Below are 15,807 nucleotides of genomic sequence, written 5' to 3' on the forward strand. Positions count from 1 at the left end.
ATTTTGTGATTTATCTTCAAAAAATAAAAAAAGGATTCTGTTTCTAGAATCCTTTTTTGAGTATTATTTTTATCGTTAAATACTTTTTACACATCTAAAACCAACATGGTTTGCAGCAGATCTGATTTCGCCTTTTCCTCTTGTTCCAACCATATATCTTGTACAATATTGATCTGTACATAAAAATGAGCCGCCTCGATGTACACGTTTTATTTCTGTTGGGTCGTTAGGATCGTAATAAGCATCCGGCCCTTGTGGATTTCGAACTGTTTTCCCACTTTCTGCCAGTGATTTGTAATAATCTACGCTGTACCAATCGTTTACCCATTCCCATACATTTCCTGCCATGTCATATAAGCCATAAGCATTTGGAGCAAATTGTGCCGTTGGAGCAATTCCTTTAAAACCATCTTCTCCGGTATCTCCATCTTTTATTGGGAAATGTCCCTGATAAATATTAGCCTGAAATTTTCCTTTAGGTTTTAAGTCATTTCCCCAGGCATATAAATTTCCTGTTTTTCCGCCACGAGCAGCAAATTCCCATTCAGCTTCAGTGGGAAGTCTTTTTCCTGCCCATTTCGCGTACGCAGCAGCATCTTCATAAACAACATGTACAACCGGATATTTTTCTTTTCCTTTAATACTGCTCTGAGGCCCTTCCGGATGCCTCCAGTCGGCGCCTGGTTCATAACGCCACCATTGCAGAAAATTATTCAAATTAACAGCAGAAGGAGTAGGAGTGAAAACCACAGAACCCGTAACTAAGTCTTCTTCACTAGCAGTAGGAAATTCTTCTTTAGTTGGTTTTTGTTCTGCAACAGTTACATAGCCAGTTGCTTTTACAAATTTTTCAAATTCTTCGTTGGTAACTTCAGTTTTATCCATATAGTAACCGTCAACATAAACACGATGAATAGGGGCAGCGTCTTTGGTTACGCCTTTTATACTGCATAAACTTTCATCTTCAACATTACTTCCCATAGAAAATTCTCCTCCGGGAATCCAAACCATGCCTTCAGGAGCTTTTCCCGTTGGTTTATTTTTGTTTTCTATGGTTGGTTTAAATGCTGATTCGTTTGATGTATTTGGAGTTTCATGACATTCCAAAGCTGTTTCCGTTACTTTATCTTTAGGAGAAATTAGTTTTGTGACACCGTAAGTAATTGAAATAATGGAAATTGTCAGTATTGCAAAAATCCAAAAGGTTTTATTTTTCATTGTAATGGTTTTTAGCTTGGTAATGGGTTGTCAATAGCTCGGTAAAAATATAAAAAATAACTTTTAATAGTATAGTAATTTTATAGAATTAATAAAATTAAAATTATTCTTTTTCAACCTGAACTACTTCGTATTTATCTTTTCCGTCAACCTGTACGGGTTGATAATAAGTTTCTCCAAATTTGATGTATTTTACATCACCAATTGTGACTTCTTCACCGCCTTCCGGTAGACTTTCTACAATTGTTCCGGCTGTTGGAGCTACTACTTTGTATGTGTTTCCATCTTTTTCGTAATACGTTCCGCCGTAATAATAGTTATTGACAGTTCCTGTATTAACCGTCTGTGCACCGCTCGGAATGTTGTTTACCGTTCCGCCAACTGGAGCGGGTACTGCAGTATAACCGCCGTTTGTAGAGGTATACCATACGCCTTGATCATAATGATATTGCGTACTTTCTACACTGACTACAATGGCTGTGACTGCTAAAGTTGCTACGAAAAATCCCCAGGGATGCCAAACCGGACCCCAATAAAAAGGTCTGTAAGGGTGATAATAATAAGGATGAAAAGTGTTGTATCTATAGCCTCCGTATACATAAGGCGGGCGTACGTAAGGTCTAACAGGCGGTCTTACATAAGTGTTTCGATTGTTTCTTACATGAACACTATTGTTAACATTAATATTTACATTGTTTCGGTTTCTGTTGACAGTATTGCCGCTAATGTTTGTATTTCTGTTACCTGAATTGTTTCTGTTTATCGTATTTGAATTTCGGTTATTGACAGTATTTCTATTGCTGTTATTACCAGGTCTGGTAACTTTTGTTCCCGAGCCGTTTGATCCGGGTCTTGTTACTGCTGGTTTGTTTGCAGAAGGTCTTGTTACAGCAGGTCGGGATTGATGAGCAGGTCTTGCCTGTCCGCCTCCTGAAGGCCTGTGTATACCTCCGCCACCGCCACCTCCACGACGCTGTGCTATACTGTCAATGGAAATCAAAAAAAATGAACCGGCTAAGCATGTTACTGCCGCTTTTCGTATTGTTTTGCTTATATTTTTCATTTTCAGAGTTTTATGTTGGTTAAAGTTATTAAAAAAATAAAACTTTATTTGAAATTTTAATACATATTTTACTAAGTTACAGCGAAATATCCCATTGTATTCTAAAACGCCAGCCCTGTTCTAATGGAAGCGATTTATCCTGAAAACTGAAATAACTAACTTCAGATGTCAGTTTGTTTTTATGACCCTTAAAGAACCAGTTAAAAGCAATTGTGGTTTCGTTTTGCAAATTTTGTCGTAAGCTGTTATCGGGTCTGTAAGCGGCATGTCTTGAAGCCATTTCTAAGTGTTGCGGCCACCAATTGAATATATTATGGAAAAAATATCCAGCCTGAACATAGTAGCCTTTCATAACAGTCATATCATTGTTGCTGTATTTGTCGATAATTTCTTTAGTATGCCATTCGCTCTGCCATGAAAAACCACGGTACATAAAAGCAGTTTCCAAATTCCATTGATTTACCCTGTATTGTCCTGGTAAACCATCTTCAAAGCCGTCTAAAGAACCTCCACCTGCTTGCGAAAAGCGTGTATAAGGGCTGCGGTTCGTTATGGCAGAAAAAGCAATAATAGGCGTTGGTTTTTCATGAAATTCAAGATCACAGCCTTCAAAATCAAGAAATCTTCCAAGGAAATTCCATTGCAGTCTTCCAAAATACATAAGATGATTATCATCATTAGAAGTACTTCCGCGTCCGGTTCCGGTTAAAGCTGCAAACCAATAATTAAAATCGGCAATACCGTTTCCTTTTAAATGACCGTAAACTTCTGCTCCTAATTGTCTGTCAACTGTAAAAGGTCTGTTGATAAGAGATCGTTCCACCATTTGCTGTTCTCCGCTGCTAATAAAACGTTCCCGTGTGAATTCTGTTTTCCATTGCCCAACTTTAAACCTTAGATATTCCCATTTTTCAATCATTAATCTAAAATCAAGTAAGTTAGACTGGCTCAATTCATATTCCCAATAATATTTAAGCCAGGGTTCAAAAGCATGGCCGCCAATTTTTAGTCTGGCACGGTTTATTTTAAAAGTAGTTTTGGCATCCTGACTGTAATCGTCGTATGTAAGAGGATCAGTATCGTAAGGAGTTGAAAAACGAAATTGTAATCTGCTATGCAGTTGAAATAGAAATTTATTGTCTTTCGTTCTAAGTTCAAACCCTTTATCTCCATATCGAACACTCATTATTTTTGAAGTGTCTTTTTCCTGTTGTGCCTTTGATTTTAATGCCAATAACAAGAGTAACAGTAAAAGGTAAATTCTTAAAATACGAATCGTTTTATTTGAATGGTACATAGGCGTAGATAATTTGTGTGATTTGTAATTGCTTTGGAAGTTTATTTTTTTCCAAAGTTTTTTGCAATTCCTAACCCAATTCCCCAGCTGTCGTAAGCATTCCATTTGAGGTCATAACTAAATGTTCCAAATATTTCCCAATTTTTAGGAAGATCATAACCATATTCTATACCTGCTCGTGTCAGGAAAAAATCTTCTTCTTTGGCAAATTCTCCTCCAAATCCTAAAAGAAAACTCCAGTGTTCATTTGGTTTATAAATTCCCATTAAAGCAGGAGCAATAGGATAGCTTCTTTCTACGGTTTCTTTATCATCATCGTTTGCATATACTTTTTCGACTTTAAATTTTTCAATTATAAAATCGGTATGAAGACCAATTGCCCATTTTTCGTGAAACTGAAAAGTATAATCGATTCCCCATGCCGGAAGACTCAAAACTTCACGATTTCCTTCCTCGTCTCTTCCTTCAAAAACGTGCACGTGATTTATTGAAATTCCTATTTGATGATGTGGACTAAATGCTTTTTCTTCACTTTCCTGAGCTATTGTTTTATTAGAAAAACAGCAGCTTAAATAAGAAAAAAAAATAGATAGGAAAGCTGTTTTTTGAAAATTATAATTGATAGTCATTTTGACGCCTGATTAATGAAACATTTGTTTTAGACTAAAATAGGATGCTTTTTAGAAGAAAAAGAGGTATTATTTTTCGTTATATATAAGGAGCAATGAATACCTCTTTGACTTTGATTGCTACAGACTACTCGCTTTTCATAATTCTTAAAGCTTCTTTGTTAAGGTCTTCATAGCTTTGTTCGCTAATATCAACACCAACCCCTAAGATTTCTCCACCTTTAAAAGTACCTGGTGATTTATATTGATGACTTACGGCGTCGCCGCTATCAAAACCTACGCAAAGACCATCACCAGAAAGTGTGAATTTACCAGGCTGTGTTTTCATAGGACCTTTTGCCACTTCTTTTCCATCAATATATAAATGGCCAGTTCCTATTTGTTCTCCATTTTTACCAGTACTTTCTCTAACGAATTCAAATCCTAAGGCATGTTTACCAGGAGTTAAGGTAGTCGATGAAACAAAAGTTTGTTCTGGCTGAATTCCTAAGAAATTATAAACATAGTGTAATTTATTGTCTTTGATGAATAAAGTGTGTCCTCCAAAGCGAGATCCATGAGCAAAAACTACTCCTGAAGCTCCCGATTTAATATCTACATCACCTACAATTTTGTATGAACGACCACGTACGTTTACTGCGACACCTTCTGGTACGGCAGCAGTTCCAGGATAGTAAATGTAACGAGTTTTTGGTTTTTCTTGAGAAGGACGTTCCGTGCTTAATAATTCCATAGGAGAACGGTCGTCTAGAGGTAAAACTAAATTTTTAGCCGCTTCATCAAACCAAGCATCTTTAAGCTCTTTTAATTTTTCAGGGTTCTTTTTAGCCAAATTGTTTGACTCAGCTCTGTCCACATCTACATTGTATAATTCCCATTCGTCTTTGTCAAAGTTGCTTTTACCCGTAAGAGGTACGTGTACAGCAACTGCTTTCCAACCGTCTTTCCAAATGGCACGAGTCCCCAACATTGTATAATACTGTATGTGCTTTTGAGTAGGAGCATCTGGTTTAGCATCAAACGAGTATTTCATTGAAACTCCAGATAATGGATATTGATCTACGCCATTATATTTAGTAGGCATTTCTAAACCACAGATGTCTAAAATTGTAGGTACAATGTCAGTAGAATGGTGGTATTGATTACGGATTTCACCTCTGGCTTTAATTCCTTTTGGCCATGAAATTACTAATGCATCACATGTTCCTCCTGCATAATTACTGTAACGTTTAAACATTTTGTAAGGAGCAGAGAAAGCTGCAGCCCAACCAGTAGGATAATGCTCGTAAGTATCTGGGCCTCCTAGTTTATCCAAATATTTTAAATTTTCAGATAATTCATCAGGATAACCGTTAAAGAATTTGTTTTCGTTTACAGATCCAGAAGGAGAACCTTCGCCAGAAGCACCATTATCGGCTGCGTAAAGAACTACAGTGTTTTCTAACTGACCTGTTTTTTCTAAATACTCAATAACACGTCCTACTTGAGCATCAGTGTATTCGGAGAAACCAGCATACACTTCGGCTAGTTTTGAGAATAATTTTTTCTCATCAGCACTTAGTTTGTTCCAAGGTTTTACATAATCGCCAGGATTAGCAATATTAGGAGGTAAGAAATTGAAATCGGTGTTTTTAGTTCCTTTAGGCACAATTCCTTTAGCAATCATGCGAGGTAATACCCATTCGCGATAGGCATCGTAACCAGCATCAAATTTTCCTTTGTATTTAGCAATGTACTCTTCGGGTGCATGGTGTGGTGCATGATTCGCTCCAGGGCAATACCACATATACCATGGTTTAGAAGGGTTGGTGGCTTTTTGGTCTTTGATATATTCAATGGCTTTATCGGCTAAATCTTTAGATAAGTGGTACCCCTCTTCAGGAGTGTAAGGTGCCTCAATAAAGTGGTTGTCTTCTATTAAATCAGGATACCATTGGTTGGTTTCGCCTCCTATGAATCCGTAATAGCGGTCAAAGCCCATTTGGGTTGGCCATTGTACTTTGGAGCCTCCAGAAGAAACGTCTTGTTCCGGTACGTTGTGGTTTTTTCCAATCCAGAAAGTACTCCATCCTGCTTGTTGTAATACTTGACCAATAGTAGCACACTGAGCTGGAATTTGCCCATTTGCTCCAGGATAACCATCTGTAGTTTCGGTGATGGATGCCATACCGTTTAAGTGGTGGTTACGACCGGTTAATAAAGTAGAACGAGTTGGCGAACATAATGCTGTAGTGTGCCATTGGGTGTAGGTAATACCATTGTCCGCTAATTTTTGTAGTGTTGGCATGTTTATGGCTCCTCCATAAGGTGACCAGGCAGCCTGCCCTGTGTCATCGTATAAGATAAACAATACGTTTGGCGCACCTTCTGGTGCTGCTTTTTTGGTGTAGGGTTTCCAGTCTGGTTTTGAATTTCTAATGTCAAGTTCGATGACACCATGGAAATTTTCCTTAGTAACTTTTTGGGGATCTGCTTGTGCAGATGCTTTTTGATTTATGCCCAGAAAAAGACATAAAAGGAATAACGTTACAATTGTCTTAAATGTCTTGAGATTGTCGATTTTCATGATTTCATTTTTTAATTGTTCAGTAATTAATTAGCGGAAAACAACTTTAAATTTTGAATAAAAATTAATATGTAACTAATACGACTTGAATGAAATAAAGGGTGTGAATTTTCTTAAAGAGCTCAAAATTAAATAATATAAAGGCCGAAGGTGAGAGATTAAATGCTCTAATTGGTTTCATTTTATAATTTGCAACATCAAAAATGCTGTTTTTAGACCTATTTAAGTCTTAAATTGAGAGATTTTGCTTTTAGAAGCTTTTAGCTGGCTTTTGAAGAATCGAACAAAATTGAAATTATTTGTTTTTTGGAAAAAAGCACCTTTTTAAACTATAATATTTAAATTTGCAGCCAAAATAACAACAACACAATTCTTATGTATAAATTGATAATTCGTCCGATACTTTTTTGGTTTGATCCAGAAGAAGTGCATTACTTTACTTTTTCATTCATTAAATTCATTTCAAAAATCCCCGGAGTTTCATCAATTATAAGATCGATTTATGAAGTAAAAGACACTCGATTAGAAAGAGAAGTCTTCGGAATTAAATTTAAAAATCCAGTTGGGCTTGCGGCTGGTTTTGATAAAGATGCAAAGCTGTATAAGGAACTAGGCGATTTTGGTTTTGGTTTTATCGAAATCGGAACTGTAACTCCGGTTGGTCAGGAAGGAAATCCTAAAAAACGTTTATTCCGTTTAAAAGAAGATCAGGCAATTATTAACCGAATGGGATTTAATAATGGCGGTGTTCTGGAAGCTGTTGAACGTTTAAAGAAAAATTCAGGAGTTTTAATTGGCGGAAACATCGGTAAAAATAAAGTGACCGACAACGAAGATGCGGTTAAAGATTATATCATTTGTTTTGACGCGCTTTATGATCATGTAGATTATTTTGTGGTAAACGTAAGTTCGCCAAATACGCCAAATTTAAGAGCGTTGCAGGATAAAGAACCTTTAACAGCTTTATTGCAGACTTTGCAAGACAGAAATATCGAAAAACAAAAAACAAGTACGCAAAAAGCAAAACCAATTCTGTTAAAAATTGCTCCGGATCTTACAGATGAGCAGTTATTAGATATTATTGATATTGTAAAAACTACCCAAATTGCAGGAGTAATTGCAACCAATACAACTATTTCAAGAGAAGGTTTACAATCTGAAAATCAATCTGAAACAGGAGGATTATCTGGAAAACCACTAACAAAACGATCTACAGAAGTTATTCGTTTTCTTTCTGAAAAAAGCAATAGAGCTTTCCCAATTATTGGAGTTGGAGGAATTCATTCTGCAGATGATGCTATCGAAAAATTAAATGCAGGCGCAAGTTTAGTACAGCTTTACACAGGTTTTATTTACGAAGGTCCGGCATTGATAAAAGCAATTAACAAAAAGGTCTTAAAGCAGTTGTAAAAAAAGGTACTGAACAAGTATGCCGGCCAGAATTGCGATTCCAAAACTGATTAAAGTTCCAATTAAAACATATTCAGTAAGTTTTCTGTCTTTGGCTTCTTTTAAATCCCCAAATCTGAAAATAGATTTGGCGGCCAGTAAAAAACCAATCGCTTCAAAATGCCCGGTTAAAATAAACCCGAAAACAAACAAGCGTTCTAAAATACCAATATAATTTCCGGCAGCTATCAGAGAATTATCCTGATAGCTGTTTTCATTTTCCGGCGCCCAGATTGAAATTATTGTTTTAATGAAAATAGAAGCAGGTTTTGTCAACAATAAAATACCGGTTAGTAAAATCCAGAACTGATTATCGAGCCAGAAATAAGGAATACGGGTATTTTCATATAAAAGCACAACACCAATTAAAATTAAAATATGTGCAATTTGGTCTGCAACAAACCAAGTGCGTTTGTTTTTATCTTTTTGAAAATTAAGTTTGATGAGATCAATAATACCGTGCGTAACGGCAATTAAAACTGCATAAGGAATAAAACTGATTTCTCCTGCCAAAATTTCTGCTAAAACTCCGTGAAGCAGAATGTGAATATATAAATATTTGCTTTTATGTTTTTTCAGTTCTTTGTCGGCCACCCAGGAGTTGGGCTGCCAGATAAAATCACCTAATAAATGGGCTAGAAACAGTTTTATAAATAAAATCATGAGGCGGTAATTTGTTTTATATGTGTTCTAAAATATCGATCTAAATTCATAACCAAATCAAACTGAGCTCGTTTTTGTCTTCGGCTTACAGCAGCTTGGTTAATGCCTAATTTTTGCCCTAATTCTTCCTGAGAGAGCGTTGGGTTTTCTATGGCTTTTGCAACAAATTCAGCAGATTGTACAAGCCACGTGTCCATAAAAGTCAAAGCCAGCTGAAGCATTAAATTCAGTTTTTCATCAAAATCAGAATCTCCCGTTCGCATAGCTAAAGTTACTTTTTGCTTTTTTAAAGTATCAAAAAGCTCTCCCGAATTAATAAAAGCAGTTCCGTTACTTTCTGAAATTTTATTGGCATTGTGCGTTTTATTGCCAAAACCGATACTCATTCTCGCATCAGATTTTATAGTTCTTAATTGTGCTTTTATTAAAATAGCAATCAATAAAGTATCTTCAGGATTTTTAATCTCAATTTGAAATTCATCTCCACGGTAAACTTCCCACTCGGATGGTGTTTTGCCCAGCGGAGCTAAGATTTTTTTTAAATCTTCGACCCAATGCTGTGATTCATGCTGTCTTGAACCAATTATGTCTCCTGTAATTACACTAGTCATAACATCAAATATAATTAAAAAATAATACAAATTGTATTACAAATATACGTAATTTTATTTATTATTACTTTTTTTGGTAATATTTAATAGTATTACGTTTTTAGGTAATAATATTTGTAATTACAATTTTTCGTAATAATTATAGCGGAGTATTGTAGAGACGCATTGCAGTGCGTCTACACAAGGAGAATTCACACTATTGGAAACACAATGTGTTAGATGCAATGCAGTGTATATCTACAAATTAAACATATTTAAAAAACAGAAAGGCGACTTAATTTTTATTTCTTTAAAAAAGAAACTAACTTAGCTATTACTAAAGAATAAGCTTTGAATAAAGAGATCAAAATTATCGAATGTCCAAGAGATGCCATGCAGGGTATCAAAACTTTTATTCCAACCAAAAATAAGGTTACCTATATACAGGCTTTGCTTCGCGTAGGATTTGATACAATCGATTTTGGAAGTTTTGTATCGCCAAAAGCAATTCCGCAGATGCAGGACACAGCTGAGGTTTTGGCACAATTAGATTTGTCGCAGACAACGAGTAAATTACTTTCGATAATTGCCAATACACAAGGTGCAGCTTTGGCCTCAGAACATGAGGCAATTCAATATTTAGGATTTCCTTTTTCGATATCTGAAAATTTTCAGATGCGTAATACACATAAAACTATTGCCGAATCGTTAATTACCCTTGAAGAAATTCTTGAAATTGCTGATAAAAAAAATAAAGAAGTTGTAACGTATCTTTCTATGGGATTTGGAAATCCTTACGGTGACCCGTGGAATGTTGAAATCGTAGCAGAATGGACAGAAAAACTGGCAGCAATGGGCGTAAAAATTTTGTCACTTTCTGATACCGTTGGAAGTTCAACGCCAGAAGTTATTACTTATTTGTTTTCGAATTTGATTCCGAAATATCCGGAAATTGAATTTGGAGCGCATTTGCATACAACACCTGATACCTGGTTTGAAAAAATTGATGCAGCGGCAAAATCAGGCTGTATCCGTTTTGACGGAGCAATTCAGGGCTTTGGAGGATGCCCAATGGCTACCGATAAACTAACAGGAAATATGCCGACAGAAAAACTGATTTCTTATTTTACTGCCAATAAAAAAATAACAGGACTTAATTCTTTAAGTTTTGAAAGTGCTTATAATGAAGCTTCTAAGTTGTTTGGCAAGTTTCATTAAAATATTTTTTAAAAATAAGTAATATCTGACAGAATAAAACGTTTTTATTTACCTCTATAATAAGAATAAAAAATGAAACGAAATCTCCTATATAGAATCTCTATACTATTGTTTTCAGCGGTTTTATTTCTGTCTTGTGCAAGTGATTTAGACTTTGATCAAATAGATGATTTAAAGTTAAAGCCCGTTTTTGTGGCAAACCTTGCTTATTTTGATATTAATGCAGATCAGATAGAAGATAACGGACAAGGGCAGGAAATTCCGCCGGATGTTGAAGAATTTGATGTTTTTAAAAATAAGTTTTTTACAGATAATCTGGTAAAAGCCGAGCTTAATTTTGAAACCAACAACACCGTAAACAGAGCCTTTGAAATCGAACTGATACTTATAGATGCAAACAATCAGCCATTAGATACCATTAAATTAGAGGTTTCAAAATACGCTGGCGGATCAAACATTATACAATACACCACTGAAGTTTTTGAAGGCGAACGCTTGAATTTACTGAAAAGAACCATGAAAATAGGTTTTGTTATTAAAACCGTTACAGGTTCCGGAACAGAAGCCATTTCAGGAAACTTAAAATTAAAATCGGGAGCAACCGTTTATATGGAAATAGAATGAAAAAAGCGCTTCTAATTTTAATTCTGATTTTGCAGTTTTCGTCTTTTGCACAAAACAAACAACTGTTGTATAACTTTACATCAATTCCGCAATCTTCACTAGTAAATCCGGGAGCTGATGTGTCATATAAATATTATTTTGGAGTTCCGCTTTTATCCGGAGTTTCTGCAAACATAGGCTCAAACAGTTTTTCAGCTTATGATTTATTTGCTGATAACGGTGTTGATTTTAACGATAAAGTGCGAAATATTATAAATAAATCTTCTGCCAATGATAAAACGCAGGTAAACCAGCAGCTTGAAATCTTTTCGGGCGGGTTTAGAGTAGGAGGCGTTGACAGTCAGTCTTATATTTCATTTGGAGCTTATCAGGAATTTGATTTTTTAATGTATTTCCCAAAAGATATGGCCATTTTAGCTTTAGACGGAAACCAGAATTATATTGGAAAATCATTTAATCTGGCAGATGTAAATGTTCGTGCCGAAGTACTTTCTGTATTTCATGTTGGATTTCATAAAAAAGTCAGTAAAAAACTCGTTTTAGGCGGACGTGCAAAAATTTATTCGAGCGGTGCCAATGCTACTTCAACCAAAAATTCGGGATATATTTATACAGGTCAGGGAACAGGAACGAATATGTACACCCAAATCATTGAATCTAATTTGGAGCTTAAAACTTCTGGAATCAGCAAATTTACTAAAGACGAGTACGAAGGAAGTATTCCAAAAGATATTGCTCACAATACTTTTCTTAACGGAAGTTTAGGTTTAGGATTTGATGCCGGACTTACGTATTATATACAAGATAATCTGCAGTTTACGGCAAGTATACTTGATGTTGGTTTTATAAGACAGTCTAAAGATATAGAAACGCTAACTTATAAAGGAACTTACAGATACGATGGAGTAAACCCTAATTTTGATGCAGTAAACGAACCAAAGAATATTTTTGATGAGTTTGATGCGGCAATTCCGCGAGACACATTATATAATAAGTATACAACCTGGCGCCCGATAAAATTTAATTCATCGATACAATATTCATTTGGAGAATCAAGATACGATGGCGAATGCAATTGTAAAGGTTCATCAGAAAGAAGATATTTAAACGCAGTAGGAGCGCAGGTATTTGCCAGAACAATGCCAAAAGAACCTTATGTAGCTTTAACGGCTTTTTACAAAAGAAGTATTTTTGAGAAACTAGATTTTAAAGCAACTTATACAGTAGATACGTATTCGTTTACGAACTTAGGTCTAGGGCTTTCGGGAACTCTAGGAAAGTTTAATATTTACGGCCTTGTCGATAATGTTTTTCAATATAGAGATATTACAAAAGCAAAAAGTCTCGCCTTTCAGTTTGGTTTGAATTTTATTTTTCAGGATCCAAAATATTAATTTTTTTAAGCTCAAATTCTAAATTCCAAATTGAAAAAAGATAAGATTTATATCGTTTTCGATTGGAATTTGGAGTTTCAAATTTCGAATTTAAATTCGTCAGAAGTTTCCTGTAAAGTTAAATTTATGAATAGCTAAGTATTCAAGTTAGCAATTTATTCACTATATTTGCACGCAATTCAACTAGAAATTGCACCATGATAGCACACAACTCCAAGATTATCGGCGAAGGTTTAACTTACGACGATGTATTATTAGTACCTAACTACTCGAATGTGCTTCCTCGCGAAGTGAGTATCAAATCAAGATTTTCAAGAAACATAACATTAAACGTTCCAATCGTATCTGCTGCTATGGATACTGTGACCGAAAGTGCAATGGCAATCGCTATGGCACAAGAAGGCGGAATTGGAGTTTTACATAAAAATATGACCATCGAGCAGCAAGCAGCGAAGGTTAGAAAAGTGAAGCGTGCAGAAGCAGGAATGATTATCGATCCGGTAACATTACCAGAAACTTCGACTATTGCAGACGCTAAAAACGCCATGAAAGAATTCGGAATTGGCGGTATTCCAATCGTTGACGAAAACAAAATTCTTAAAGGTATTGTTACTAATCGTGACTTACGTTTCGAAAAAAACGGATCAAGACCAATCGCTGAGGTAATGACAAGTACAAACTTGGTTACAGTTGCCGAAGGAACTTCATTAGAACAAGCTGAAGTAGTTTTACAAGGACACAAAATCGAAAAATTACCAGTTGTAAACGCTAAAAATGAATTAGTTGGTTTAATTACGTTTAGAGATATTACAAAACTGACTCAAAAACCAATCGCAAACAAAGATTCATTCGGACGATTGAGAGTTGCGGCTGCAATTGGAGTTACCGGAGATGCGGTTTTAAGAGCAGAAGCTTTAGTTAATGCTGGAGTAGATGCCATTATTATCGATACAGCACACGGACATACAGAAGGTGTTGTAAACACATTAAAAGAAGTAAAATCAAAATTCCCTCAAATTGATGTAATTGTTGGAAACATTGCTACGCCTGAAGCTGCTAAATATTTAGTAGAAAATGGTGCAGATGGTGTAAAAGTAGGAATCGGACCTGGTTCTATCTGTACTACACGTATCGTTGCAGGTGTTGGATTTCCTCAATTCTCAGCAGTTCTTGAAGTTGCAGCTGCAATTAAAGGAACTGGAGTTCCGGTTATTGCTGATGGTGGAATTCGTTATACAGGAGATATTCCTAAAGCTATTGCTGCCGGAGCTGACTGTGTAATGTTAGGTTCATTACTAGCAGGAACAAAAGAATCTCCGGGTGAAACTATTATTTTTGAAGGAAGAAAATTCAAATCATATCGCGGAATGGGATCTGTTGAAGCAATGCAGACAGGATCTAAAGATCGTTATTTTCAGGATGTTGAAGACGACGTTAAAAAATTAGTTCCGGAAGGAATTGTGGGTCGTGTTCCTTATAAAGGTGAATTAAACGAAAGTATGCTTCAGTTCATTGGAGGTCTTCGTGCCGGAATGGGATACTGCGGTTCAAAAGATATTCCGACTTTACAGGAAACTGGACGTTTTGTTAGAATCACATCAAGTGGAATCACTGAAAGTCACCCACATAACGTAACTATTACAAAAGAAGCTCCAAATTATTCTAGATAATTTATGGCTATAAAACTAAAATTAAACGATGTTATTGAAACTGAATTATATTATGGTTTTTATGATATTTATGTTTTAGGAGGTTTTAATGTTCAGGTAAATCCAGATTTTTTTGTCGAAATACTTGATTTAGAAACAAATGAATCAATTCTTTTAAGAGAAAAAAACTTAAAAGCTAGAGATTATAAAAACGGAATTAAGGCTGTTAAATTTTTTACTTTTGAAATTTATAAATACACTAAATGTCGAATCTCAGTTCATAACTTTGAAGACATGATTGTAAAAGATTTAATGCCAATGCCAATAACAGATATGATTAGTGATTTTTTGTTTAACTTTTTTTCATTAAGAAAGCAAAAAGAGATTAATTTGGATCAAGTTGAAATATTGATTTGTTAAATTAAAACATATAAAAAGGCGTAAGATTTATTTCTTACGCCTTTTTTTGTTTTTAAAGCGAACCAGACGGCTCAGCCTCTCTCAGTTTTTGATTATCTAAAATCTTTTGAATAAAAGGTTTCATTTCTTTTTCAATTTCAGATTCAGATATATTTAAAGCTTTTGGGTCTGATGCCAATTGAAGCCAGGGTTTTGGTCCGTCAAAATTATAACTTCCAAAAACGACTACAGGAGTTCCCTTAACTTTTACATTTTCTTTGTCTTTCAAAATCCATTCATCGGCAAATGTGTAAAGGAATTTAGCATCTTTTTCTAATAATCTCAAACAAGAATGCGAAGCAGGGTAACCCGGTAATTCATATTGGTGAAAACCAACTCCTTTTTTATTTTCAATATTAAAATTCCATTTTAATTCCCATTCGTCATTAAATGTGCTGGTTGTTTTTTCAGCTTTCCAGTTGGTAAAAAACAATCCGGTTGGTGTAGGATCTTTTTTTCTTCCCATATTGGTTGGACCAGTACGCACTAATTGACCATTTTCATAAGCAGCGAAAGTCTGTGTTGGATAAGAAAAAATGATAATTTTTGAGACCGAATCTAAAACGGAAACATGCAGCGGAAAAGGAAGATAATAAACTAAATCTCCGCTGAAATCTGACGGAACAACAACCGAATCCAGTTTTTTAAGATTCGCTTTGTCGGTTCTGTTCAATGCATAAACAATATTCATTTTACTGCTGTCGGCTTCATTAATTTTCAGCCATTCTTTAGCATTTGAAAACTGATAAGAAACTGATGCTTCTGGTTTCTTATATTCTATTGTTTTCTTAGATTTTTTATCTGCGGTATTTTCAGAAAGATTTACGGTTTCACTTTTTTTGCAGGAAACCATTAAAATTAATACTAATATAAGTAGGGCGTTTGCTGTATAATATAACTTTTTCATAGGTCGTATTTTTATGAAAATAAAGTTATAAATATGATAGCTGAAAAGGGTTACATAATTTTTTGAAATGGTTTCGGGATT

At 35.2% G+C, this 15,807-nt stretch carries 14 protein-coding genes; 6 read left to right on the top strand and 8 right to left on the bottom strand.

The window, feature by feature from the left end; all coding sequences use genetic code 11:
- Window positions 1-75 precede the first annotated feature (75 nt).
- The 5 genes from ABDW27_RS18690 to ABDW27_RS18710 all read right to left on the bottom strand — a co-directional run bounded on the left by ABDW27_RS18690 (window position 76) and on the right by ABDW27_RS18710 (window position 6,773).
- The gene (locus tag ABDW27_RS18690; protein WP_343697256.1) at window positions 76-1,218 is read right to left on the bottom strand and encodes a formylglycine-generating enzyme family protein; all 1,143 of its coding nucleotides are present in this window, start codon (window positions 1,216-1,218) and stop codon (window positions 76-78) included.
- A gap of 103 nt (window positions 1,219-1,321) precedes the next feature.
- Window positions 1,322-2,281 carry a DUF6515 family protein gene (locus ABDW27_RS18695; RefSeq protein ID WP_343697257.1) on the bottom strand — a complete coding sequence of 320 codons (960 nt, stop codon included), beginning with the start codon at window positions 2,279-2,281 and terminating at the stop codon, window positions 1,322-1,324.
- A 76-nt stretch (window positions 2,282-2,357) separates the two neighbouring features.
- On the bottom strand, window positions 2,358-3,578 hold the full coding sequence (locus ABDW27_RS18700; protein ID WP_343697258.1) for a porin: 1,221 nt from the start codon (window positions 3,576-3,578) through the stop codon (window positions 2,358-2,360).
- Window positions 3,579-3,619: 41 nt separating this feature from the next.
- Window positions 3,620-4,207 (bottom strand): hypothetical protein, encoded by a 588-nt coding sequence (locus ABDW27_RS18705; protein ID WP_343697259.1) that lies wholly within the window; start codon window positions 4,205-4,207, stop codon window positions 3,620-3,622.
- Window positions 4,208-4,334: 127 nt separating this feature from the next.
- Entirely contained in the window at window positions 4,335-6,773 is a 2,439-nt protein-coding gene (locus ABDW27_RS18710; RefSeq protein WP_343697260.1) for an arylsulfatase, read from the bottom strand.
- 375 nt (window positions 6,774-7,148) lie between these two features.
- Between ABDW27_RS18710 and ABDW27_RS18715 the strand changes: the two genes are divergently transcribed.
- Complete coding sequence (locus tag ABDW27_RS18715; protein ID WP_343697261.1) at window positions 7,149-8,183, top strand: quinone-dependent dihydroorotate dehydrogenase; 1,035 nt, start codon at window positions 7,149-7,151, stop codon at window positions 8,181-8,183.
- Here ABDW27_RS18715 and ABDW27_RS18720 read toward each other — a convergent pair.
- Complete coding sequence (locus tag ABDW27_RS18720; protein ID WP_343697262.1) at window positions 8,169-8,885, bottom strand: DUF3307 domain-containing protein; 717 nt, start codon at window positions 8,883-8,885, stop codon at window positions 8,169-8,171. The two genes, ABDW27_RS18715 and ABDW27_RS18720, sit on opposite strands and share 15 nt — an antisense overlap.
- Complete coding sequence (locus ABDW27_RS18725; RefSeq protein ID WP_343697263.1) at window positions 8,882-9,496, bottom strand: SatD family protein; 615 nt, start codon at window positions 9,494-9,496, stop codon at window positions 8,882-8,884. Before ABDW27_RS18725 ends, ABDW27_RS18720 begins: the two co-directional genes overlap by 4 nt.
- 330 nt (window positions 9,497-9,826) lie before the next feature.
- On the opposite strand from ABDW27_RS18725, the gene ABDW27_RS18730 reads away from it, so the two are divergent.
- The 5 genes from ABDW27_RS18730 (at window position 9,827) to ABDW27_RS18750 (ending at window position 14,780) form a co-directional block, all read left to right on the top strand.
- The gene (locus ABDW27_RS18730; protein WP_343697264.1) at window positions 9,827-10,693 is read left to right on the top strand and encodes a hydroxymethylglutaryl-CoA lyase; all 867 of its coding nucleotides are present in this window, start codon (window positions 9,827-9,829) and stop codon (window positions 10,691-10,693) included.
- 72 nt (window positions 10,694-10,765) lie between these two features.
- Complete coding sequence (locus tag ABDW27_RS18735) at window positions 10,766-11,317, top strand: hypothetical protein (protein ID WP_343697265.1); 552 nt, start codon at window positions 10,766-10,768, stop codon at window positions 11,315-11,317.
- The gene (locus ABDW27_RS18740; protein ID WP_343697266.1) at window positions 11,314-12,711 is read left to right on the top strand and encodes a DUF5723 family protein; all 1,398 of its coding nucleotides are present in this window, start codon (window positions 11,314-11,316) and stop codon (window positions 12,709-12,711) included. The genes ABDW27_RS18735 and ABDW27_RS18740 overlap by 4 nt, the downstream gene beginning before the upstream one ends.
- A 197-nt stretch (window positions 12,712-12,908) precedes the next feature.
- Window positions 12,909-14,381 carry an IMP dehydrogenase gene (gene guaB / locus ABDW27_RS18745; RefSeq protein WP_343697267.1) on the top strand — a complete coding sequence of 491 codons (1,473 nt, stop codon included), beginning with the start codon at window positions 12,909-12,911 and terminating at the stop codon, window positions 14,379-14,381.
- Window positions 14,382-14,384: 3 nt separating this feature from the next.
- A complete protein-coding gene (locus ABDW27_RS18750) occupies window positions 14,385-14,780 on the top strand; it encodes a hypothetical protein (protein WP_343697268.1) in 396 nt (131 codons plus the stop codon).
- Between the two features lie 52 nt (window positions 14,781-14,832).
- Here the strand turns inward: ABDW27_RS18750 and ABDW27_RS18755 are convergent, their stop codons facing one another.
- Complete coding sequence (locus ABDW27_RS18755) at window positions 14,833-15,726, bottom strand: L,D-transpeptidase (protein ID WP_343697269.1); 894 nt, start codon at window positions 15,724-15,726, stop codon at window positions 14,833-14,835.
- Window positions 15,727-15,807: the final 81 nt, after the last annotated feature.

Source organism: Flavobacterium sp. (assembly GCF_039595935.1).
GTDB lineage: Bacteria > Bacteroidota > Bacteroidia > Flavobacteriales > Flavobacteriaceae > Flavobacterium.